The organism is Pseudomonas sp. 2,4-D (assembly GCF_030418155.1).
GTDB classification, from domain to species: Bacteria; Pseudomonadota; Gammaproteobacteria; order Pseudomonadales; family Pseudomonadaceae; genus Aquipseudomonas; species Aquipseudomonas alloputida.
The window spans coordinates 1-24,205 of record NZ_JAUHUI010000039.1 but is presented as its reverse complement, the minus strand read 5'-3'; the positions used below and the strand labels follow the sequence as shown (position 1 = coordinate 24,205).

General features: G+C 61.1%; 19 protein-coding genes. 11 read left to right on the top strand and 8 right to left on the bottom strand.

Features of this window, described 5'->3' with window-relative positions:
• Positions 1–685 precede the first annotated feature (685 nt).
• From QYE47_RS22015 to QYE47_RS21965, 11 genes are all read left to right on the top strand, one after another.
• Positions 686–3,565 carry a ribonucleoside-diphosphate reductase subunit alpha gene (locus QYE47_RS22015; RefSeq protein ID WP_014589975.1) on the top strand — a complete coding sequence of 960 codons (2,880 nt, stop codon included), beginning with the start codon at positions 686–688 and terminating at the stop codon, positions 3,563–3,565.
• Between the two features lie 139 nt (positions 3,566–3,704).
• Positions 3,705–3,836 (top strand): hypothetical protein, encoded by a 132-nt coding sequence (locus QYE47_RS22010; RefSeq protein ID WP_003254821.1) that lies wholly within the window; start codon positions 3,705–3,707, stop codon positions 3,834–3,836.
• A 441-nt stretch (positions 3,837–4,277) separates the two neighbouring features.
• The gene (locus tag QYE47_RS22005) at positions 4,278–5,528 is read left to right on the top strand and encodes a ribonucleotide-diphosphate reductase subunit beta (RefSeq protein ID WP_003254823.1); all 1,251 of its coding nucleotides are present in this window, start codon (positions 4,278–4,280) and stop codon (positions 5,526–5,528) included.
• A 764-nt stretch (positions 5,529–6,292) separates the two neighbouring features.
• The gene (locus QYE47_RS22000; protein WP_070383545.1) at positions 6,293–7,531 is read left to right on the top strand and encodes an OprD family porin; all 1,239 of its coding nucleotides are present in this window, start codon (positions 6,293–6,295) and stop codon (positions 7,529–7,531) included.
• A 253-nt stretch (positions 7,532–7,784) separates the two neighbouring features.
• Positions 7,785–8,591, top strand: coding sequence for an NAD(P)-dependent oxidoreductase (locus QYE47_RS21995; RefSeq protein ID WP_014589973.1), 807 nt, complete (start codon positions 7,785–7,787; stop codon positions 8,589–8,591).
• 22 nt (positions 8,592–8,613) lie between these two features.
• Positions 8,614–9,495 carry an SMP-30/gluconolactonase/LRE family protein gene (locus QYE47_RS21990; RefSeq protein ID WP_014589972.1) on the top strand — a complete coding sequence of 294 codons (882 nt, stop codon included), beginning with the start codon at positions 8,614–8,616 and terminating at the stop codon, positions 9,493–9,495.
• A gap of 64 nt (positions 9,496–9,559) precedes the next feature.
• Entirely contained in the window at positions 9,560–10,531 is a 972-nt protein-coding gene (locus QYE47_RS21985; protein ID WP_014589971.1) for a TRAP transporter substrate-binding protein, read from the top strand.
• 66 nt (positions 10,532–10,597) lie between these two features.
• Entirely contained in the window at positions 10,598–11,125 is a 528-nt protein-coding gene (locus QYE47_RS21980; RefSeq protein ID WP_003254832.1) for a TRAP transporter small permease, read from the top strand.
• Positions 11,126–12,406: a TRAP transporter large permease gene (locus QYE47_RS21975; RefSeq protein ID WP_014589970.1), complete on the top strand. Its 1,281-nt coding sequence runs from the start codon at positions 11,126–11,128 to the stop codon at positions 12,404–12,406.
• A gap of 54 nt (positions 12,407–12,460) precedes the next feature.
• On the top strand, positions 12,461–13,384 hold the full coding sequence (locus QYE47_RS21970; protein WP_070383544.1) for an EamA family transporter: 924 nt from the start codon (positions 12,461–12,463) through the stop codon (positions 13,382–13,384).
• A 24-nt stretch (positions 13,385–13,408) separates the two neighbouring features.
• On the top strand, positions 13,409–14,278 hold the full coding sequence (locus tag QYE47_RS21965; protein WP_019438847.1) for an aldose 1-epimerase: 870 nt from the start codon (positions 13,409–13,411) through the stop codon (positions 14,276–14,278).
• 72 nt (positions 14,279–14,350) lie between these two features.
• Here QYE47_RS21965 and QYE47_RS21960 read toward each other — a convergent pair whose 3' ends face one another.
• The 8 genes from QYE47_RS21960 to QYE47_RS21925 all read right to left on the bottom strand — a co-directional run bounded on the left by QYE47_RS21960 (position 14,351) and on the right by QYE47_RS21925 (position 23,993).
• The gene (locus QYE47_RS21960; protein WP_014589967.1) at positions 14,351–15,247 is read right to left on the bottom strand and encodes a LysR family transcriptional regulator; all 897 of its coding nucleotides are present in this window, start codon (positions 15,245–15,247) and stop codon (positions 14,351–14,353) included.
• 108 nt (positions 15,248–15,355) lie between these two features.
• Positions 15,356–17,392 (bottom strand): pyridoxamine 5'-phosphate oxidase family protein, encoded by a 2,037-nt coding sequence (locus QYE47_RS21955; RefSeq protein WP_053868183.1) that lies wholly within the window; start codon positions 17,390–17,392, stop codon positions 15,356–15,358.
• A gap of 27 nt (positions 17,393–17,419) precedes the next feature.
• Positions 17,420–18,049 carry a glutathione S-transferase family protein gene (locus QYE47_RS21950; protein ID WP_014589965.1) on the bottom strand — a complete coding sequence of 210 codons (630 nt, stop codon included), beginning with the start codon at positions 18,047–18,049 and terminating at the stop codon, positions 17,420–17,422.
• A gap of 173 nt (positions 18,050–18,222) precedes the next feature.
• Positions 18,223–18,774 carry a UPF0149 family protein gene (locus QYE47_RS21945; RefSeq protein WP_070383543.1) on the bottom strand — a complete coding sequence of 184 codons (552 nt, stop codon included), beginning with the start codon at positions 18,772–18,774 and terminating at the stop codon, positions 18,223–18,225.
• A gap of 91 nt (positions 18,775–18,865) precedes the next feature.
• Positions 18,866–19,855: an asparaginase gene (locus QYE47_RS21940; RefSeq protein ID WP_070383542.1), complete on the bottom strand. Its 990-nt coding sequence runs from the start codon at positions 19,853–19,855 to the stop codon at positions 18,866–18,868.
• A complete protein-coding gene (locus QYE47_RS21935; RefSeq protein WP_070383541.1) occupies positions 19,852–21,006 on the bottom strand; it encodes a hypothetical protein in 1,155 nt (384 codons plus the stop codon). Before QYE47_RS21935 ends, QYE47_RS21940 begins: the two co-directional genes overlap by 4 nt.
• Positions 21,007–21,016: 10 nt before the next feature.
• Positions 21,017–21,913, bottom strand: coding sequence for a nitrilase family protein (locus QYE47_RS21930; RefSeq protein WP_019438852.1), 897 nt, complete (start codon positions 21,911–21,913; stop codon positions 21,017–21,019).
• 145 nt (positions 21,914–22,058) lie between these two features.
• Positions 22,059–23,993 carry an FAD-dependent oxidoreductase gene (locus QYE47_RS21925; protein ID WP_014589960.1) on the bottom strand — a complete coding sequence of 645 codons (1,935 nt, stop codon included), beginning with the start codon at positions 23,991–23,993 and terminating at the stop codon, positions 22,059–22,061.
• Positions 23,994–24,205 lie beyond the last annotated feature (212 nt).

Below are 24,205 nucleotides of genomic sequence, written 5' to 3'. Positions count from 1 at the left end.
GGGTCTGCGAGACCGAGCGCCGCGCGGGCGGCGCTCGATCTCCCAGGCACCCCAGATCTTCAGACATGCCCTACCGCCCCCTCGACTGAACCGTTTTTTGTGACAGGGTTCGCGCCCGAAAAAAACTGCCCAAGGGCGTCACGGTGCAGAAAAATACTGCAAACCACTTGGCACAAGGCCTACAGCGAATACCCACCATTCACTCACAAAGTACACACAACTTATCCACAGGCGCTCGCCTTGCAAAGCCCCCCATACCGCATTATCTTGTATCCCGATCGCAGCGAACCACTAGATATAGGGGTTCGTGCAAAATCACACACAAAAGTCAACCCGCAAGATCAAGCGATTTTCCGGGCGGAACTTGAAGTGATTTCAGCAGCCAAACCGCTCCTGCGGAGGCGACCGAGGCAAGCCCTTCCAGGGCCTTGTTCGGGCATGGGTGTTGCAGGCCAGGCCTGGCATCCATCAGCAACAGATTTTGGGCTCCGCCCAGAACCTTTGACTTCGGCCAGGGAGCGGCAAGCCATTGCCCCTTATTCCTGAGTCTGTCCCGAAGTCGGTACGCCCGCGCGGGCGGATGCGCATGCATTTCGCATCCCCGCGAGGCCATCGAGCAAGTGGACGGAACGGTGGGCGCCCCCAGGGCGCCTGAACAATATAGAAATTGTGGAGACACCCACCCATGCAAACCGACACAACTCGCGAGAACCCGCAGGCCCAGGTGCCGCAGGCCGCCGATTCCAACCCGGATCTGGCTGCCACCGCCCCCGGCCAACTGCGCGTGATCAAGCGCAACGGCACTGTCGTCCCTTACACCGACGACAAGATCACCGTGGCCATCACCAAGGCGTTCCTCGCAGTTGAAGGCGGTACCGCCGCCGCTTCGTCGCGCATCCACGACACCGTCGCGCGCCTGACCGAGCAGGTTACCGCCACGTTCAAGCGTCGCATGCCATCGGGTGGCACCATCCACATCGAAGAAATCCAGGACCAGGTCGAACTGGCCCTGATGCGCGCCGGCGAGCAGAAAGTTGCCCGCGACTACGTGATCTACCGTGACCAGCGCGCCAAGGAGCGTGCCACCCGCGCCAACACCGACGCAGTGGTCGAACCGCACCCGAGCATCCGCATCACCCTGGCTGACGGCAGCCTGGCGCCGCTCGACATGGCCCGCCTGAACACCATCATCAGCGAAGCCTGCGAAGGCCTGGCCGAAGTCGATGGCGACCTGATCCAGCGCGAAACCCTGAAGAACCTGTACGACGGCGTGGCCATCAAGGACGTCAACACCGCCCTGGTAATGACCGCCCGTACCCTGGTGGAGCGCGAGCCGAACTACTCGTTCGTTACCGCCCGCCTGCTGATGGACACCCTGCGCGCCGAAGGCCTGGGCTTCCTGAATGTAGCCGACAGCGCCACCCACCACGAGATGGCTGACCTTTACGCCAAGGCCCTGCCGGCCTACGTCGCCAAAGGTATCGAGTTCGAGCTGCTGAACCCGGCCCTGGCCGACTTCGACCTGGAAAAACTGGGCAAGGCGATCAACCACGAGCGCGACCAGCAGTTCACCTACCTGGGCCTGCAGACCCTGTACGACCGCTACTTCATCCACAAGGATGGCGTGCGCTTCGAGCTGCCGCAGGTGTTCTTCATGCGTGTGGCCATGGGCCTGGCGCTGGAAGAAAAAGACAAGGAAGCCCGTGCGATCGAGTTCTACAACCTGTTGTCGTCGTTCGACTACATGGCCTCGACCCCGACCCTGTTCAACGCCGGCACCCTGCGCCCGCAGCTGTCCAGCTGCTACCTGACCACCGTGCCGGACGACCTGTCGGGCATCTACCACGCGATCCACGACAACGCCATGCTGTCGAAATTCGCCGGTGGCCTGGGCAACGACTGGACCCCGGTCCGTGCACTGGGCTCGTACATCAAGGGCACCAACGGTAAATCCCAGGGCGTCGTCCCGTTCCTGAAAGTGGTCAACGACACCGCCGTTGCCGTGAACCAGGGTGGCAAGCGCAAAGGCGCTGTATGTGCCTACCTGGAAACCTGGCACCTGGACATCGAAGAATTCATCGAGCTGCGCAAGAACACCGGTGATGACCGCCGTCGTACCCACGACATGAACACCGCCAACTGGATTCCTGACCTGTTCATGAAGCGTGTCTTCGATGACGGCAAGTGGACCCTGTTCTCGCCTTCGGAAGTGCCAGACCTGCACGACCTGACCGGCAAGGCCTTCGAAGAGCGCTACGAGTACTACGAAGCCCTGACCGAGTACAACAAGATCAAGGTGTTCAAGACCGTCCAGGCCAAAGACCTGTGGCGCAAGATGCTGTCGATGCTGTTCGAGACCGGCCACCCATGGCTGACCTTCAAGGACCCGTGCAACCTGCGTTCGCCGCAGCAGCACGTGGGCGTGGTCCACAGCTCGAACCTGTGCACCGAAATCACCTTGAACACCAACAAGGACGAGATCGCGGTCTGCAACCTGGGCTCGATCAACCTGCCGAACCACATCGTCGACGGCAAGCTGGACACCACCAAGCTGCAACGCACCGTGAACACCGCCGTGCGCATGCTCGACAACGTGATCGACATCAACTACTACTCGGTGCCGCAAGCGCGTAACTCGAACTTCAAGCACCGTCCGGTCGGCCTGGGCATCATGGGCTTCCAGGATGCGCTGTACCTGCAGCACATTCCTTACGGCTCCGATGCTGCCGTCGAGTTTGCCGACAAGTCGATGGAAGCGGTCAGCTACTACGCCATCCAGGCTTCGTGCGACCTGGCCGATGAACGCGGCGCCTACGAGACCTTCCAGGGTTCGCTATGGTCCAAGGGCATTCTGCCGCTAGATTCGCAACAGATCCTGATCGAGGCCCGTGGCCAGAAGTACATCGACGTCAACCTGGAAGAAACCCTGGACTGGGCGCCGGTACGTGCCCGCGTACAGAAAGGTATTCGTAACTCGAACATCATGGCCATCGCGCCAACCGCGACCATCGCCAACATCACCGGCGTGTCGCAGTCGATCGAGCCTACCTACCAGAACCTGTACGTGAAATCGAACCTGTCGGGCGAATTCACCGTGATCAACCCGTACCTGGTTCGCGACCTCAAGGCCCGCGACCTGTGGGACTCGGTCATGATCAACGACCTGAAGTACTACGACGGTTCGGTACAGCAGATCGAGCGTATCCCGCAAGAGCTGAAGGACCTGTACGCCACTGCGTTCGAAGTCGAGACCAAGTGGATTGTCGACGCGGCTTCCCGTCGCCAGAAGTGGATCGACCAGGCGCAATCGCTGAACCTGTACATCGCTGGTGCATCGGGCAAGAAGCTCGACGTGACCTACCGCATGGCCTGGTACCGTGGCCTGAAAACCACCTACTACCTCCGTGCCCTGGCCGCCACCAGCACCGAGAAGTCGACCATCAACACCGGCAAGCTCAACGCCGTTTCCAGCGGTGGCGACAGCGCCCCGGTCCAGGCAGCCGGCCCAGCGCCAGTGCCGAAGGCCTGCGCGATCGACGAGCCTGACTGCGAAGCCTGCCAGTAAGGCCTGAATGCCGTGCGGGGTGCCTACGGGTGCCCCGCGCGGCATTTTTGTATCCGCGCCTCAGAGAAACCTTGCCCTTTGCCCACTGTTCACGCAGCTCGGTAAAAGAACAGGACCTCTCAAAAAAGGATGTAAGCCCATGGCGCGGAAAAAACTGGCATCTCGCAAGATTGGTCGCAACGCAGAAACCGGCCGTTTCACCTCGGTGGAACAGGCACGCAAGCACCCCAAGACACACATTGTCGAAACGCTGTACACCCACCGGAGCTAGTGGTGGCTGGCCTCATCGCCGGCAAGCCCGCGGTGAGGCCGACTCCGCCAGCACGCCCTCAAGAAACACCATATGATGTGCCCTCAAATTTAAACTGGCACAACATATAGGTTGGCGCTACACTCTCCCCCCGTAGAAGAAGCCACCCGTTTCGTGAACGGACGCACGCCAAACCGGTCAAAAAAGTTACCCCCGCCGGCAACACACGAGCCCCGATCGAAGGTGAATTCCGGTATACTTTGCGCCCTCTGAAAAGAGCACCTATTCAATTGTCCTGGCCCCTCCCAGAGGCCTGGCCAGGTACAAGCCAGAACACATTCAGATGTAAACGAGAGTCAGCCTCTCGAGCTGTCCATTCGCCGTTACGGCCTTGCGTCAGGCATCACATTCTTAAAATCCAACCGGTTGCCCCAGGGGCGACCCTCAAGCAGGAGCCAAACCATGCTGAGCTGGGACGAATTCGACAAAGAAGACGGCGAAGTAGCCGCCAAAGGCAACACCCCTGCGCAGGCCGCTGCCGCCGCCACCCTCGACAAGCTCGACAGCGCCGGTGGTGCCGCCGCCCTGGAGGCCCGTGCGGCCACCGCTTCTGACTCCGAAGCCGTCAAACGTGCAAAGGCTGCCCTCGACGCCCTCGACGTTGCCGAAGGCCTGGCCGAGCTGGAAGGCTCCTCGGCCCGCGTTGCAGTGGATGAAAAGCGCATGATCAACTGCCGCGCCGACCTCAACCAGCTGGTCCCGTTCAAGTACGACTGGGCCTGGCAGAAGTACCTGGACGGCTGCGCCAACCACTGGATGCCGCAAGAGGTCAACATGACCGCCGACATCGCCCTGTGGAAGAGCCAGGACGGCCTGACCGAAGACGAACGCCGCATCGTCATGCGCAACCTCGGCTTCTTCTCCACCGCCGACTCGCTGGTTGCCAACAACCTGGCCCTGGCCGTGTACCGCCTGATCACCAACCCGGAGTGCCGCCAGTACATCCTGCGCCAGGCCTTCGAAGAGGCGATCCACACCCACGCCTACCAGTACTGCATCGAGTCGCTGGGCATGGATGAAGGCGAGATCTTCAACATGTACCACGAGATCCCGTCGGTCGCCAAGAAAGCCGCCTGGGGCCTGAAGTACACCCGCGCCATCTCCGACCCGGAATTCAACACCGGCACCGTCGAAACCGACAAAGAGCTGCTGCGCAACCTGATCGCCTACTACTGCGTACTGGAAGGCATCTTCTTCTACTGCGGCTTCACCCAGATCCTGTCCATGGGCCGCCGCAACAAGATGACCGGCGTTGCCGAGCAGTTCCAGTACATCCTGCGTGACGAGTCGATGCACCTGAACTTCGGTATCGACGTGATCAACCAGATCAAGATCGAAAACCCGCACCTGTGGGATGCGGCGATGAAGGAAGAAGCGACCCAGATGATCCTGCAAGGGACCCAGCTGGAGATCGAATACGCCCGAGACACCATGCCACGCGGCGTATTGGGCATGAACGCAGCGATGATGGAGGATTACCTCAAGTTCATCGCCAACCGTCGTTTGACCCAGATCGGCCTGAAGGAAGAGTATCCAGGGACTACCAACCCGTTCCCATGGATGAGCGAGATCATGGACTTGAAGAAAGAGAAGAACTTCTTTGAGACGCGTGTGATTGAGTATCAGACGGGTGGTGCGCTGAGCTGGGACTGATTGTCCGGGCTGATTATCGAGAAGGCTGCCGATTGGCAGCCTTTTTTTATGATTTTCCCCAAGGGTCCTGACGTCAGTTACGAAAAGTGACCACAGCAACATTCCCTTCAAATGAAGAGGCCTCGCCCCTGCCGACAGGAGGGGTACGGCACCAGCAAGGATGCCGGGACTGGACATGCCAGTCTACGTGGTCAAGGGCGAGGCCAGATCTGAAGATAGCGCAGGCTCGGGGATAGGGCCCCCGCTGTTCCGATTTGATTTGTAACCCTGTCCCCGGTTTGCGGCGCGAGGCAGCCAATGGGGTGGATGGCACGGGCTTTACCCGTGTTCGCGGGCAAGCCCGCTCCTACCAGTAGATCCCGTACGTGCGTGGCATGGTGCAAGGCAGTTGTAGTATGTCTGCAGCGCGTTCAGGGTAGAGCCTCTGCCGCTCAGTTTTTGGCGTCTAGTACCCTATTTGCTCTGCGATCAGCCGTTGACAGCCCTCCTCCCCCTTGCTAATAATCGCCCACAGTTGTACGACAACACATAACAAAAACAACAATCCGTGGACGAACCCATGTCGACACCCATCCCGCTGCACCCGCACCTGTTGCACACCCCTCTTCCCCCGGCCAGCTCGCGTACACCAGCCAGTACGTAGCGCCCGGTTACCGCGCATTCACCCCTGGCCCTGACCGGCCCGATATCTACCCGCCCCTGCCGCAGGCCGCTTGCGCGTGCCCGGTGGACGGGCTGCCACACCCTTAGGGAGCACAACAATAATGAAAATCTGCCACACCCTACCCTTCGCCCTGCTTGGCGCCGGGGTTATCGCCGGCCTGCCGGGCACCAGCCTGGCAGCGGGATTTGTCGAGGACAGCAAGGCCACCCTCGGGCTGCGCAACTTCTACATCAACCGCAACTTCACCAACCCCAGCAACCCACAGAGCAAGGCCGAGGAGTGGACGCAAAGCTTCATTCTCGATGCCCGCTCGGGGTTCACCGAAGGGCCAATCGGCTTCGGCGTGGATGTGCTGGGGCTGTGGTCGGTCAAACTCGACGGCGGTGGCGGTACCTATGGCACGGCGTTGCTGCCACGCCATGACGATGGCAAGCCGGCAGACGACTACGGGCGCCTGGCAGTGGCGGGCAAGGCGCGTATTTCCAAGACCGAACTGAAGATCGGTGAATGGATGCCGGTGCTGCCGATTCTGCGTTCGGACGACGGGCGTTCGTTGCCGCAAACATTCCGTGGCGGGCAGGTTACCTCCAACGAAATCGCAGGGCTGACCCTGTACGGCGGCCAGTTCCGCGGCAACAGCCCGCGTAACGACGCGAGCATGGAAGACATGAGCTACGGCGGCGGTGTGTCGGACCGTTTCAACTTCGTCGGCGGCGAGTACAAGTTCAACCAGGACCGCACGCTGGTGGGGCTTTGGAATGCGGTGCTGAAGGACGTGTACCAGCAGCAATACCTGCAACTGAGCCACAGCCAGCCGATGGGTGACTGGACCCTGGGGGCCAACCTGGGCTACTTCCATGGCGACGAGGACGGCTCCGAACGCGCTGGGCAGCTGGACAACAAGACCTACTCGGGGATGTTCTCGGCCAAGTACGGCGGCAGCACCTTCTGGGTGGGGCTGCAGAAAGTCGATGGTGATACCTGGATGCGGGTGAACGGCACCAGTGGCGGGACCTTGGCCAACGACAGCTACAACTCCAGCTTCGACAATGCCAACGAGCGTTCGTGGCAGGTGCGCCATGACTTCAACTTCGTCACCGTCGGGGTACCGGGGCTGACCCTGATGAACCGCTACATCAGCGGGCGCGATGTGCACAGCGGGGGGGTGACCGATGGCAAGGAGTGGGTGCGTGAAACGGAGCTTGCGTATGTGATCCAGAGCGGGGCGTTCAAGGATTTGAGCGTGAAATGGCGTAACTCGTCGATTCGCCGGGATTACAGCAATAACGAGTTTGATGAGAACCGGTTGATCTTCAACTATCCATTGTCGTTGCTCTGATCATGACCTGCGGATTTACCCGCGAATACGGTGGCGGCGGAGACGGTGAGCGGCGGGTGGAGATTGGCCAGCAGGGCCGGCCTCTTCGCGGGTAAACCCGCTCCTACGGGCGACCGCGCAGGCCTTTCGCCCTTTCTTACCCGCGAAAAGGCCGGCAAAAGCCGCCCAAGCCTCATTGACAACACACAGAACCACCGCCAATAATCACCCAAGTCATACGACAACCTACAACAACTAACAACAAGAGCCGGCCATGACCACTACCCCCTTCAATCGCCTGCTGCTCACCGGAGCCGCAGGCGGCCTGGGCAAGGTACTTCGCGAACGCCTGAAAGGCTACGCCGAGGTCCTGCGCCTTTCCGACATCAGCCCCATGGCGCCTGCTGCTGGCCCGCATGAGGAAGTCATCACCTGTGACCTGGCCGACAAGGCTGCGGTGCATGCCCTGGTCGAGGGCGTCGACGCCATCATCCACTTTGGCGGGGTTTCTACCGAACACGCCTTCGAAGAGATTCTCGGCCCCAATATCTGCGGCGTGTTCCACGTGTACGAGGCGGCGCGCAAGCACGGGGTCAAGCGCATCATCTTCGCCAGCTCCAACCACACCATCGGTTTCTATCGCCAGGATGAGCGCATCGACGCTCACGCGCCGCGCCGTCCCGACAGCTATTACGGGCTGTCCAAGTGCTACGGCGAAGATGTGGCCAGCTTCTACTTTGACCGCTACAGCATCGAGACCGTCAGCATTCGCATCGGCTCGTCGTTCCCCCAGCCACAGAACCTGCGCATGCTCTGCACCTGGCTCAGTTACGACGACCTGGTGCAGTTGATCGAACGCGGGCTGTTCACCCCCGGGGTTGGCCACACCATCGTCTACGGCGCCTCCGACAATCGCACCGTGTGGTGGGACAACCGCCATGCCGCGCACCTGGGCTATGTACCCAAGGACAGCTCCGAAACCTTCCGCGCTGCCGTGGAGGCCCAACCGGCACCCGCCGCCGATGACCCGAGCATGGTCTACCAGGGCGGCGCTTTCGCCGTGGCCGGCCCGTTCAACTGACCCCTCGCCAGGAGGCACGGCCATGAACTGCGAACTGATCGTCGACGCCCGCAACGGTACCGGCGAAAGCCCTGTGTGGCACCCCAGTGAACAGGCCCTGTACTGGGTAGACATTCCCGCTCGCCAATTGCATCGCTGGCAAGCAGCCGATGGCAAACACCAGTGCTGGCAGGGCGACGAGATGCTGGCCTGCATCGCCCGCAGCGGTCAGGGCTGGGTTGCGGGTATGGAAAGCGGCATCTTCCAGCTCCAGGCCAAGGCGGACGGCAGCCTGGACAGTCGGCTGCTCAGCAACGTGCAGCACGCCCAGGCCGGCATGCGCTTCAACGATGGCCGCTGCGACCGTCAGGGCCGCTTCTGGGCCGGGACCATGCTGCTGGACATGCAGCAAGGTGCCCACGTGGGCGCGCTGTACCGGCATGACGGCGAAGGCCAGCTGTATCTGCAACAGGACGGCATGATCGTGCCCAACGGCCTGGCGTTCAGCCCCGACGGCAAGCGCATGTACCTGTCCGACTCGCACCCCAACGTGCAGAAGGTATGGGCTTTCGACTACGACATCGACAGCGGTACACCGCACGGCAAGCAGCTGTTCGTCGACATGCGCAATTACCCCGGCCGGCCGGATGGCGCCGCCATCGACCAGGACGGCTGCTACTGGATCTGCGGCAACGACGCCGGGCAGATCCACCGTTTTACCCCCGACGGTCGCCTCGACCGATCACTCAGCGTGCCGGTGAAAAAGCCGGCAATGTGCGCCTTTGGCGGCGCCAGCCTGGACATTCTGTACGTCACCTCGATCCGCCCCACGGGCATCGACCTCAGCGACCAGCCCCTGGCTGGCGGGGTATTTGCCCTCGATCCTGGCACCAAGGGCCTGGAGGAACCTGCCTACCGGGGCTGACGCCCCTTGCCACACCCACACTTGCACCCACGAAACCAGATAATAAAAACCACGGAGTTTCATCATGACGTTCAAACGCAAGCTGCTTCTTGCCGTACTCCCGTTCGCCTTCAGCGTGGCCATGCCCGCCTCGGCACTGGATATCAAGTTCGCCGAGATTCACCCGGCCGGGTATCCGACCGTGGTCGCCGAACAGAACATGGGTAAAAAGCTGGAAGATGCCAGCAATGGCGAAATCACCTTCAAGATGTTCGCCGGCGGCGTTCTGGGCTCTGAGAAGGAAGTGATCGAACAGGCACAGATCGGTGCCGTGCAAATGACCCGTGTCAGCTTAGGGATCGTCGGCCCGGTAGTACCGGATGTGAACGTATTCAACATGCCGTTCGTGTTCCGCGACCATGATCACATGCGCAAGATCATCGACGGCGAGATCGGCCAGGAAATCCTCGACAAGATCACCAATTCCGATTTCAACCTGGTGGCCCTGGCCTGGATGGATGGCGGCTCGCGCAGCATCTACACCAAAAAGCCGGTGCGCAGCCTGGAAGACCTCAAGGGCATGAAGATTCGCGTACAAGGCAACCCGCTGTTCATCGACATGATGAATGCCATGGGCGGCAACGGCATCGCCATGGACACTGGGGAAATCTTCAGTGCCCTGCAAACCGGCGTGATCGACGGCGCCGAGAACAACCCGCCGACCTTGCTTGAGCACAACCATTTCCAGAGCGCCAAGTACTACACCCTGACCGGCCACCTGATCCTGCCGGAGCCGGTGGTGATGTCCAAGACCACCTGGAACAAGCTCAGCCCGGAGCAGCAGGCGTTGGTGAAGAAGGTTGCGCGTGAGGCGCAGATGGAAGAACGCGCGCTGTGGGACGCCAAGTCTGCCGCCAGCGAAGAGAAGCTCAAGGCCGCCGGTGTCGAGTTCATCACTGTCGACAAGAAGCCGTTCTTCGAAGCCACCGCTTCGGTACGCGAGAAGTACGGCGCGCCGTACGCCGACCTGATGAAGCGAATCGACGCCGTCCAGTAATACCAGCCCCTTCCAAGACGACCTCGGCAGTGCGGCCGCCGCCGTCCTGCCGCTTTGGTGATGCCTATGAAATCGCTTTTCCTGAGCGTGAACGACACGCTGTACCGCAGTTGCATCTGGATCGCGGGCCTGTCGATCCTGGCCATGACGCTGATCATCCCGTGGGGCATCTTCGCCCGCTACGTGCTGGGCACCGGCTCCAGCTGGCCAGAACCAGTCTCGATCCTGCTGATGGTGGTGTTCACCTTCGTTGGTGCCGCCGCCAGCTATCGCGCCGGGGCGCATATGGCGGTGGGGATGATTACCGACCGGTTGCCGCCGCTGCAGCGCCAGCTGGTCGCCCTGCTGGTACAACTGCTGATGATCGTGGTGTGCGTGTTCATGACCTATTACGGCACCCGGCTGTGCATCACCACCTGGAACCAGTCGCTGGCCTCGCTGCCCGGGGTGCGGGTCGGCATGACTTACGCGCCGATCCCGGTCGGCGGCGTGCTGACGCTGGTGTTCGTCCTGGAAAAACTCCTGCTGGGCGATCAGAGCAACCGCAAGGTCGTGCGCTTTGATCTGGTCGAAGAAAACGAAGGAGCTGCGTAAATGGAAGCGTTCATTCTGTTGGGCAGTTTCATCGTGCTGATTCTGATCGGCATGCCGGTAGCCTACGCTCTGGGCCTGTCGGCACTTATCGGCGCCTGGTGGATCGACATCCCGCTGCAGGCGATGATGATCCAGGTGGCCAGTGGGGTTAACAAGTTCTCGCTGCTGGCAATTCCATTCTTCGTGCTGGCCGGCGCGATCATGGCCGAAGGCGGCATGTCGCGTCGGCTGGTGGCCTTTGCCGGGGTGCTGGTGGGCTTCGTGCGTGGCGGGCTGTCGCTGGTCAACATCATGGCCTCGACCTTCTTTGGCGCGATTTCCGGCTCGTCGGTAGCCGATACCGCCTCGGTGGGCTCGGTGCTGATCCCGGAGATGGAACGCAAGGGTTACCCGCGCGAGTTCTCCACCGCCGTAACCGTCAGCGGTTCGGTGCAGGCGTTGCTGACCCCGCCTAGCCACAACTCGGTGCTGTACTCGCTGGCGGCGGGCGGTACGGTGTCGATCGCCTCGCTGTTCATGGCGGGGGTGATGCCCGGCCTGCTGCTGAGCGCGGTGATGATGGGCCTGTGCCTGTTGTTCGCCAAGAAGCGCAACTACCCCAAGGGCGAAGTGATCCCGCTGCGCCAGGCGCTGAAAATTGCCGGTGAGGCGCTGTGGGGCCTGATGGCCATGGTCATCATACTCGGCGGTATCCTGTCGGGGGTGTTCACCGCCACCGAATCGGCAGCCGTGGCGGTGGTGTGGTCGTTCTTCGTGACCATGTTCATCTACCGCGACTACAAGTGGCGCGACCTGCCCAAGCTGATGCACCGCACAGTACGGACCATCTCCATCGTGATGATCCTGATCGGCTTTGCCGCCAGCTTCGGCTACGTAATGACGCTGATGCAGATCCCGTCGAAGATCACCACGGCGTTCCTGACCCTGTCGGACAACCGCTACGTGATCCTGATGTGCATCAACTTCATGCTGATGCTGCTGGGCACGGTGATGGACATGGCGCCGCTGATCCTGATCCTTACGCCGATCCTGCTGCCGGTGATTACCGGTATCGGCGTGGACCCGGTGCACTTTGGCATGATCATGTTGGTGAACCTGGGTATCGGGCTGATCACCCCGCCGGTGGGAGCGGTGTTGTTTGTCGGCTCGGCCATCGGCAAGGTGAGTATCGAGTCGACGGTGAAGGCGCTGATGCCGTTCTACCTGGCGCTGTTCCTGGTGCTCATGGCAGTGACTTACATTCCAGCGATCTCGCTGTGGCTGCCTAGCGTGGTGCTGTAATTATGACCGGGGGCCGCTTGGCGGCCCCTGGGCTCTTGCAAATGGATCCTGCACATGGCTGTCCCCTCCTCGGCTGTACCGCTTTTCCCCCGCAAACTGGCCATCGCCTTGCTCGCCCTGCTGGCCTGTTCATTCGCCGGCAACCACATCGCCGCGCGCATCGCCTTCGATGACGGCACCGGCGTGCTGCTGGCCATCCTCTGCCGCTCTGGCATCACCTTCCTGGTACTGGCCGGGCTGCTGCTGTGGCAACGCCAGGCCCTGGCCCTGCCCGCTGGTGCGCGCCGGTGGCAGCTGCTGCTCGGCCTGCTGATTGCCACCCAGAGCCTGTGCCTGTACTCGGCGGTGGCGCGTATTCCAGTGGCTTTGGCGCTGCTGGTGGGCAACACCTTCCCGATGCTGCTGGCGCTGCTCACCTGGGCGCTGGGCGGCGCACGCCCCACGGGCCGCACCGTGCTGTTCATGGGCCTGATCCTGTGCGGCCTGGTGCTGGCGCTGGATGTGCCGGCACGCCTGGCCGACAGCGCTGCGGCCAACCCGCACTGGGTGCCAGGGGTCAGCCTGGCCTTCGGCGCCGCCTGTGCCTTTGCCTGCGCCTTGTGGATCACCGACCATAAACTGGCCAGCGTGCGCGGCCCCGTGCGCAGCCTGCTGACTTTACTGATCGTGTTCTCCAGCATGTTGGTTGCAGGCGCAAGCGACGTGATGCCGTCCGGTTTGTCACTGCCAGGCAGCAGCAGTGGCTGGGCGGCCTTGGCCAGCCTGGTAGTGCTGTATGGCTTGGCCTTCACCTTGCTGTTCGTTTGTGTGCCAAGGCTGAACATGGCGCAGAACGCACCCGTGATGAACGTCGAACCCATCGCCACGCTACTGCTGGGCTGGGCCTTGCTCGACCAGCAACTCGGCACCCTGCAATTACTCGGCGGCGCGGTGGTGGTGTGCGGCATCGTGCTGCTCACCTACCGTCGGGCCAATTGATCATTCATTTAAATGGAGCCTTGAATGTCTTTGACCGAACTGCGCCTGCAGGACCGCCTGACCCGCCTGAGCCTGGCTCCGGAGTTGGGCGCCAGCCTGGTCAACTGGGAAGTGAAAGCGACCGGGCAAGCGCTGCTGCGCCATTCCGACCTGGCCGCACTGGAAAGTGGTACGCCACGACGCCTCGCCTGCTACCCACTGGCGCCTTGGTCCAACCGCATTGGCGAGGGTGGCTTTGCCCGACCCGAGGGGTGGCAGGCACTGGCACCCAATACCGGGCATGACCCTTACCCGATCCATGGCAGTGCCTGGCAGCAGGCCTGGCAGGTGGAGCATCACAGTGAACGGCGAGCACGGCTGACGCTAGACAGTGCTGTGCCGTTTGCTTACCGGGCCACGCTGGATGTGCATCTGCATGAGGGGTGCCTGAACCTGGACCTGCATGTAACCCATCTGGATGAGTCGGCCAACTGGTACGGGTTGGGGCTGCACCCTTACTTTCCGCGGTATCCCGATACCAAGTTGTACGCATCGGCGCGCAAGGTGTGGCTGGCCGAGAATGGGCGGTTGCCTTCGTACCAGGCCGAGGTGCCGGAGCAATGGCGTTTCAATGCCATGGAGCGTTTGCCTGAGACGGTGGTTGATCACGCCTTCAGTGGCTGGCCAGGGGAGTGTGTGATCGAACAGCCCAGCGCGGGTTATCGATTGGCGTGCAGTGCCAATGGGGCCGAACACTTCTTGCTGTATTGCCCGCAGGGGCAAGGTTTTTTCTGCTTTGAGCCTGTTAGCCACCCCATCAATGCGCACCACCTGCCAGGGCGACCAGGGTTGCGGTTGCTGCACCGGGGGGAGGCAATGAACCTGGGGTTCAGGATGCAGTATCGGGCGTTGTGAGCGGGTTGCCTGAAAAAGGGCCGGCACGATATCGAACATTGTCTGGCATCCTTTTCGACCCGCTGTACGACGTTAATCCAGCTGCTGATCGCGCAATCCTTGCGCCAGCATGTCGATAAAGGCCCTGACCTTGGCCGACCCGTACTTGCTTTCGCGGTGCAGCACATGAATGGGCCAGGGCGCCTCTTCGTACTCGGCCAGCAGCACCTGTAACTGCCCGCTGGCCAGTTCGTCTGCCACCTGGTACGACAGCAGCCGGGCAATCCCCAGCCCACCGCTGGCAGCCGCGATTGCCCCGTCATTGCTGGTGACCGTCAGCCGTGGCTTCATGCGCACCAAGGTCGGCTCGTCGGTCACTCCGAAGCGCCAACCAGCCCGCGGCGACAGGTTGGTGGTGCCGATTATCGCATGCCCGGCCAGGTCCGACGGGTGCTTCGGCACACCATGGCGCGCCAGGTAGTCGGGCGAGGCACACAACATGCGCCGCACCCTGCCCACCCGCAGCGCCTTCAACCCGGAGTCAGGCAACGGCCCGATGCGCACGGCCACGTCCATGCCCTCCTCGACCATGTTCACCACGCGGTCGAGAAAGAACGCGGAAACGTCGACTTCCGGGTACTGCTGCAGGTAACGGACGATGCACGGCATTACGAACTTCTTGCCGAACAGGATCGGCGCGGTCACTGCCAGGTCGCCCCTGGGAGTCGCATTGATGCCGGCAGCGGCTTCGTTGGCCTCGTGGATACTGGCGAGGATGTGCCGGGTGTCTTCCAGATAGCGGCCGCCGGCCTCGGTCAGACGCACGCTGCGAGTCGTGCGCAGCAACAGCTTGACCCCGAGCTGCTCTTCCAGGGCGCTGACGGCGCGGGTGACGGCGGCCGCAGAAATGTCCAGACGGCGGGCAGCCGCGGCGAAGCTTTCCAGCTCGCCGACAGCGACGAATACCTTCATCAGGTGGATCTGGTCCATGCGGGCTCCTGAAAGTTAAGAGGCGTGGGGATTATCTTTCATCTGGATGCGTGGTGTTAGCTGTGCCGGCCTCTTCGCGGGCAAGCCCGCTCCTACGACTGGCTTGAATCAGACATCCAGCACCAACGCCCTCATCCCCTCCTCCACTTTCGCCGGCACAGCACAACAGATCAGCACCGATCCTGCTTCCGGCAACTCTGCCGGCGGATTTGGATAATGCACCTGGCCGCTCACCAGCCGGGTCTTGCAGGTACCACACGAACCACCCCGGCAACTGAACTCCGGGGCCAGCCCACGCGCCTCGGCCAGTTCCAGCAAGGTGCCGCTACCGGGTACCCAGCGAGCCTCCTTGGCCGACGCAGCAAAATACACCGGCACTGGTTCGTCGGCGGCAGGCGGCTGTTGCAAGATTGGCTGGTCTGCGTCGGTGTGCCGCCGCAACGTCGACGGGCCAAACGCTTCGGCGTGAATCCGCGCATCCGGCACATGCACCCCACGCAGCCCTTCGTAGAGCTGCTGGGTGAAGCTGCCCGGGCCACACAGGTAGAAATCGTAGTCGTCCAACGCCAGCGTTGCCTTGACCTGTTCGATACCCAACCGGCCGGCGAACTCGTAATCACGACCGATCTGCGCGTGCCCTTCAGGCTGGCTTAGGGCGCGGTGTACATGCAGTAGATCGCCAGCCTGTTGCCGCAAGGTCGCCAGTTCCTGCTGGAACGGCAAGTCGGCCAGGCTGCGTGCGCCATGGAACAGATGAATGCGCCGGGCCTGCCCTGTCCTCAACTGCTGACGCAGCATGGCCAGCAACGGCGTGATGCCCACGCCCGCGCCGATCAGCACCAACGGGCGCGTGCTTTGCTGGTCAAGCGTGAAGCTGCCCATCGGCGGCCGCACATTCAACACATCGCCGGCCACAACGCGCTCATGCAAATACCGCGAAGCCGGGCCCTGGGCTTTGACGCTGATGCGCAAGAATCCATCGTCGGGGGCACTTGAAAGGCTGTAGGTGCGGATCAGCGCCGACTCGCCATCACGCGGCACTTGCACAGGCAGATGCTGGCCAGGGGCAAAGGCCACACGGCAGCCTGCCGGTGGTTCGAGATAGAACGAGCGGATGTCGCGGCTTTCCTGCTCCACCCGCAGCACCCGCCAGGCCAGCCATTGGCGCTGTTGTTGCCGCTGCTCCAGGCGCGCATCGGCCTCGGCCCAGGTACCGGTCATCAGACTGGTCGGCGCGTATTCCTTGAAAGCCCAGCGCAGGGCAACGGCTGCCGGACGCCACACCACCTGCTCGACCTGCAGTGTCCACAACCGCTCAGCGCCTTCAAAGGCCTGGATGGCCGGGCTGTCCAGCAGCACCTCGGCACGCCCGTACAGTTGCAACACATTGCCATTTTTGAAGTCGATGAACAGCAAGCCGGCCCGCGGGTTGACCACCAGGTTGCCCAAGGTGTTGAAATGCAGATTGCCTGCATAGTCGGGAATTGTCAGCCGATTGCCTTCGACCTTGATGAACCCTGGCCGGCCACCACGGTGAGAGACATCTACCGAGCGCTGGCCATCAGCATGCTCGACATAGCTGGCGACGAAGAAGGTATCGGCCGCCTGGATCATGCTGACGGTTGAGGTATCCAGTGTTGTCGCATCGATGCGCCCCAGGGCGGGTTCGGTGACGCGGGTGTAGTCACGCAACTGAATGTACTGCGGGCAGTTGCCAAACGCCTGCTCTACGGCCACTTGCAGTTGCCCTTGGGCAGCGTGGCGGATCTGCCCGTTGATGCGATTGCGCCGACGGGTGTGCAGTTCGATCCCCAGCAGGCCGACCGCCTGCCCGGCTGCCAACCCGGGGGTGGCGGGGTCATCTGCTGGCAACGTGGTATGGATCGTCAGCATACGAGGGTCAGGCGAGCTTACGAACCCTTCTGGCCCTTCCAGCAGCGTGGCCCAAGGCCGACCCTGGGCATCCACACTGGCGGCGACCATGAACGGTAACTGGTGATAGAACGTCCGATGCTGGTCGGGCATGTGGTCGCGAATGACCTTTTGCCCGAACGCCTCCATGCGTTCTGCTACACCGACCTTTTCCTGCAGGGTCTTTTCACCCGCATGCCAGGGCGAGGGGCGGTGATCAGGAGATTGTTGCATGGCGGCGTTCCTCGCGATGGCGGGGTTTCAGGCGTGGGTTTGCAGCCCGATCACGGTGCGCGGCATGGGGACGAAACGCGGCAGCGCCTCGATCCGCGCCAGCCAGTTGCGCACATTGGCATAGGGCTCCAGCGACACGTTGCCTTCGGGGGCGTGAGCGATGTACGAGTAGTTGGCAATGTCCGCGATAGTAGGTGTGCTACCCGCCAGGAATGGCGTCTTGGCCAACTCGGCATCGATCACCTTGAGCAAGGTGTGGGCACGGGCAATCACTTCGTCGGTATTGAATGAAGCGCCGAACACCGTAACCAGGCGGGCGGCTGCCGGGCCAAAGGCCAGCGGGCCGGCAGCGACCGATAACCAGCGTTGCACACGGGCGGCGGCGGCAGGTTCTTCGGGCAGCCACGCGCCGTTGTCATACTTTTTGGCCAGGTAGACGAGGATGGCGTTGGAGTCGGCAATCACTGTGCCGTTGTCATCGATGACCGGAACTTGGCCGAACGGGTTGAGGGCGAGGAAGTCCGGCTGCTTGTGCGCACCTTTGGCCAGGTCGACGAAGACCAGCTCGGTTGGCAGGTTCAGTAGCGAGAGCATCAACTCGATGCGATGGGCATGGCCAGACTTGGGGAAGTTGTAGAGCTTGATCGGGTTCGACATGGGCTTGGCTCCTGGTCAGCGCCGGGATGGGGCTGATGGAGCACATGCTGCACTGAATCGGCTGGCAGCAGAATCAGTGTGCAGGGGAAACCATAATTTCGACGGGCGGAATAATGGTTTCCAAACACTTGCGCTGCGCCTGCAGGCGAGCGCTAGCCAATGCAAATGTCAGATCAGTGCAGCTTGTTAAAATGTCGGAACAGCCCACGCGCAGCCTCGACCACCTGCGGCACACAGGCCTGGATATCCTCTTCGCTCATCTGGTCCAGCAGCTCGAAATTATCTTCCAGCCCATGTAGCGAAATGGCCTTGAGCAGCAGGGCCTGCTCCGGTGGCAACTCGCCCCAACCGGCCACCTGGGTACCGCGCATGTAGCCGAAACACCACTCCTCCATCACGATCACAGTGCCCTGTTCGCCCTCGCTTTCCTCGAACAACGGCTCGAACTGGTCGACACCATTGCTCAGCTCTTCTGCCACCTGGCTGGCATAACGCAGCATCAATGCCGTGTAGGCCTCCTCATGCGCGGGCTTCTTGAACTTCGGTACTTTGCCACCCGCTACCGCCGGCAGCCATTGCTCGGGGAGGACAGTGATCGGTGAACTGGCGAGTGCGACGAAAAAGCCATTGAGCTCGGCCAGGTTCAGCACCGAGTAGTCATTGCCATAGGTGATCAGCAGGTCTTCGAGGCGGTCGAGTTCTTTTTCGCTGAGTACGGGGAGCATGGGTAAGAATCCTGGGAAGCAAAAGTGTGTGCACCCTAGCACAGCAACGCCGGAAGGGCTGCCCGCGCGAACGACCGCGCGGGCAGATGGTTCAGGGCTGCAACCAGGCCTGCAGCTCATTTTGCCGGTCGGTGCCTATCAGCAGCCACAGCAAGATGCGGCATTTGCGCGGGCAGAGTTGCCCAGCCATGTAGACGCCTTTTTTCTGCAGGTCGATCTCTGCACCAGCAAACCCGTAGATTGCCCGGGCTGTAGGCCCTCTACCTGTGCGCGTAGCAACCATTACCGGCAAGGTGGGCGCCAGGTGTTCCAGCACTTCGGACCAACTGGCGGAAACATGCCCAGCACCGAAACCGGCGATGACCAACCCCTCATAACCCAATGTGGCCACAGCCCGCAGCAGCGCCGTGTCTGCGTCCAGGCAGGCTTCCAGCAGGGCAACGCGCTGTTCAGTGCGATACGGTAACGGCAACACTTTCCGTCGCCCGGGCGGATGGCGATACAACACAACACCCTCCACAACGTCGCCCAACGGGCCACATCCGGGCGACTCGAATGCCGCCATCGCCAGGCTGGCCGTCTTGCGCACCCTTGCCGCGCAGTGGACCTGATCATTCATGACCACAAGCACACCTCGCCCACGGCTGTCTTGTGCCAATGCAACCTGAGCCGCAGCCAACAAGTTGGCCGGCCCATCATTGCCCGGCTGACTCGCCGAGCGCATGGCTCCGGTCATCACCAATGGCGCATCGAATGGCCAGAGCAGATCCAGGAAATAGGCCGTTTCCTCAAGGCTGTCGGTCCCTTGGCTCAATACCAAGGCCTGAGCTCCGCGCTCCACCTCGCCCCGGGCCCATGCCAGCACCTCCAGCAACGTCTCGAAGCCCAGCGATGCACTGGGGAGCAGGCACAATGAAGCAACGTTCAACTGCGCCATCTCGCGCAATTGTGGAACCTGAAGCAGTTGCCGCTCACAATCCAGGCTTGGCGTCACACCATCCCCGACAGCACCCAGCCGCATACTGACCGTGCCGCCCAGAGTGGCGATCGACAGCCTGGGCAGGCTCGAATGTTCGCTCATGCTTCTCCCCCCACAATCAACCCGACTATCGGCACAATGCCAAGCGTGCAGATGGCCATCGACACCACATTGCCGATGTAGCCATGCACATAGGCCGGCAACCGCTGAGTGATCGCCACTGCCAGCGGCGGAGCCACCAGGGCACCCAGCACTGCACTGGCCACCACCACTTGCCAGCTGCCGCCATGTGTCAACACCGCGGCCGGGACGATCGACACAATCGGAATGTAGGTAGGGTACCACCCACGGGCTTTCCACTGTCCACGCCAGAGTACAACCCCGACCAGGGAAGCCAGGGCCTGCCCGGCCACCATCTGCATCACCAGCATAGAACCGTAGGACAGTGCAGCCGGGCTCAACAGGTAAGCCAGCAACACACCCAGCAGTAGCCCGAGGCTGGCCAGCTCATTACCAAAGAATGGGGCTTCGCTGAAGTCGGCCAGAACGCGCCGCAAAGTCCAGACCACACCGTAGTCAGGCTGATTGACAACCGGCTCCACGACGGTGGGTTCACGGCATTGGCGTACCCATGAAGGAAAGCGCTTGCACAGGATGAAGGCCACGACGCTTGCCACAGCCATGCCACTCACATTGCCCACTACCACTGGCAACTGCAGGGGATAACACAGGTAATTGACCATCAGCAGGCTGGCCGGTGTTACCAGTAGAGCCCCCAGTAGCGCCCCCGTGATCGTCACCCGCCAGCCCGCACCAAAAAGCAAGACCATGGCTGCCGGCAATGACACGAAGGCAACGAACGTTGGTTGCCAGATGCCACTGGCCAAGGTCCATCCCCACAACGCATGGCTGAGCAGCAAGCCCAAGAGCGAGCTGGTAAACACCCATGGCCATAATCCGCTGCCATAGCAAATGGCAAAGCCCTGCCAGCGGTACCCTCGCACCTGCGCCCAGTGCGCCAGGCACGCGCCCAGCAGCAAGCCCAGCGCGGGTAGTTCGTGCTTGTAGAATGCCACTTCACTGATATCACCAATAATCCAGCGCAAGCGGCTGAGCGGCTCATCGAGCGTCGCCACCCTCTGTGCATAATCCAGCCATTGGCCATGGGCAAGGCTTGCAGCGAAAAACACCAGCAGGCAGCCGAACATGAACACAAGCCAATGCTGCTGTCGTGAGAAGAAGAGCGTGTTCATTCGCAACTCCTCAACGTGGCATAGGTGCATGCAAGCGATAGCCAAGGGTGGCATCGTAGAGGTCGGTTCGCCGGTCTCTTGGCAGGTCGTTGAGGCTGTTCCAGATCGGTGCCGAGCGTGCACTGCTCAAATCGACATCGGCATAGATAATCTCCTCGGCTTCTGCACTGCCCACCTCGCCGATCGGCCAGCCATGGGTACCGGCGATCAGCGAGCAGCCCAGGAAGCGCCCGCCCCGCTCACTGCCAACACGGTTCGCGGCGGCGATATAAACGTTGTTGACATGCGCTGCCGTCATGGTCAGGTACGAGGCCATGCAGCGCCCTGCATCATCGAACAACGGCGGCGGGGTCCATACCCAGTTGTTGAGGCTGCAGATTATGTCGGCACCCTGCGCAGCCATAACCCGTGGTACTTCCGGGAACCAGATGTCCCAGCAGATCAGCAGGCCGATACGACCGATAGGCGTCTCGAATACCGGGAACCCCAGGTCACCGGGGGTGAACCAGAGCTTTTCCTGGTTCCACAGATGCGCTTTGCGGTAATGCCCAAGCAGGCCTTCGGGGCCAAACAGGACAGCACTGTCATAGAGCTTCAGCCCGTCGCGTTCGGCAAACCCCGCAGCCAGGTATACCTGGTATTGCCTGGCGAAGTCGGCCCAGGTTTTCAGGCAAGGGCCGTCCTGCAGCACCTGCGCATGGGAATAGGCTTCGGCACGGGAGTTGAAGGTGTAGCCCGTGTTGGCCAGTTCAGGCAGTACGATCAGGTTGGCGCCTTCGCGTGCTGCGCGCCGGGCCAATGCCAGGCCTCTGCTCACGTTGCTCTCACAGTGCTCAAGACCGACCTGAGGGTCGTACTGGATGACAGCGATACGTACGGGGCTGACGGGGGAACAGGATTCAGACATGGCGGCTTCCTTTTTGTGGTTGTTTTGGAAGGACGCCAGTAAAGCGATGTTGGGTCGGGGAGCGACAGTCAGGAGAGTCCTATGGGACCAAAGGAAAATCACACAATGGCAGTAGGACTCCCCCTACAAAATGGCCCGTACGCCGTTATTTCCCAACCTGATAGTGGGGGTAGTACTCGAGGGTAAAGCCACCATTGAACTCGGCTGACGTGTTGTTGCAGAGGTTTATGACCGTATCGATTGCCGTGCGCAAACACGGCTCGGTCCATCCAGCGTCAACTGAGAAGGACTCGCCAGCCAGATACAGCCCTGAGCGCGCACTCAGGTCTCGGTTGTATTTCATCAGGTTTACAGCATCAAAGTAGGTACCTGCCCTATACAACTTCGCGCACCCAAGCGCATTTCGGTCTGTGATCCAACGCTGTATGCAAATATTTCGAGTATCGACGTAAGGCGAAATTGCCTCCCCCACATTGGTGCAGCGTAGAAGGATCCGATCGAGCTCCTTCAGGCATTTGCTCGCCAACTCCGCATCAGAGAAGGCTGCCAATTTGGTCGCGTCATCCTCCCAGGTATAACTGAGAAGAATGCAGTCATCTGGATAGCTATCGTTGTACCGATAGGCATAGACATCGTGCACAAAGCTATCGGTAATCAGAATTTGCGGCATCGGCTTCTGGTCGAGGAAACTTTTCTTCAGCGGCGCATAGACCTTGCAGCTGGTCTCCCAATGGGCATGTTTCCAGGCATCGATAATCGACTGCGGCAACATCTGGCGGGTGAAGCCACTGAGGTTGATGTTGGTTTCGATCAGCCATGACGGAGTGGTCATGATCACGCTGTCGAAGTCTTCATACTCGGTGCTCTCGTGTAACGGATCACTGCATCGCCAACGATATCCGACCCGAACACGGCCATCTTCCAGCTTCTGCACCGCACACACGGACGTATCTGTCAGTAGCCCATCCTTTGTTTTCAGAAGATGTTCATATAGCGAAATCCCACCCATGCCGACGTCCAGGTGCAAAAGGCTTTCGTCGAGGGCCGCAAGTCCGAGATAGGCTGGCCCTTGAAACGGCAATCCCCTGCTATCAGGGACATTGTTTGCTTCAAGATGCGGCGCAGTGTAAGGCACCCCTCTTGAATCCACACGGCCATGCACCAACTGCAAATGACTGCTAAAGCCAAAGATTGCCGTACGTAGCGGGTACAGGCAGCAAACATCATAAAATGCTCCCCAGCTGCCATCGCCAATACCGATTGCATAGAAAATGGCTGACTCGTCACTGCTCATGCCCAAACCGCCAAAGTCACCGGGGTTTTCAGGGTTCCAGGCAGCAAGGGCAGGCAAATGCACCAAATCCCTGAACGACAGTCGATGATAGCGTTCGACGATGTCCCGCCATAGCGACTCCCAGCTTGACGTGCCATAAACCGCGGCAACATGTTCAGCAAATTGCTGAGCAAAACTGCGCCATTTCTCGTAGACCTGCTGCAAGACAGCCGAAGGAGGTGGGGTTTCGCCTGACGGATTACGCCAGATCAAAAGACCCGGGTCACCTTCCCCTTCTAATTGACCTTCGCGAAGATAAATCCCCGTGGCATTCACCCAAGGTGTACCTGGGTTAGGGAAGTCAGAAATCCGCAGCTCGAACAGCTTTGCGTAATGGGCCATAAGCGAGCGCCCCTCTTTAGGCGACTCTCCAGTCCTATTGAAGAACGGCATGCGCATCGCCCCCATTTCAAAAGGGGTTGCAGGTTGCTTGTGGCTTGCTGAGCTGTTCACGACCGTCAGGTGTCGCCCGCCTACACGCCGGGACTGCTCAATCAAGGTGATACGGTTGAAACCACAGCGCAATAACTCGCGGGCAGCAGTCAACCCGGTAACTCCGGCACCGACGATGCAAATGCGGTGATTGGGTTGTGTGGCACGTGCGACGCCGCCCTCTTGTTCGAGAAGCCGGCGGTAGTCGAAGCAGAGATCCGGGGGGTTAGGGAAACGCGCGGCCCACGGCTGCGTGGGCAGTAACGGGTCGATGGCCAGATCGGCAGGATGGTTGTGTGTTGAACCAATAGTCATGTTCTCGTGTTCTCCATGAGTAGAGAACCTGAGAATGATCAATTGCAAGAGGCGTAAAGTGGTTGCTATGCACCACCCGACGGCACCTACAGGATCGTGAGATACCTGTGGGTGCCGCCTTACAGCGATCAGGGCGTCAGGGCTTACACCGCCAGGGCGCGCTCACGCAGCTCGCTGTTGAGGATGCGGTCGTTCTCGCTGTAATCGACTGG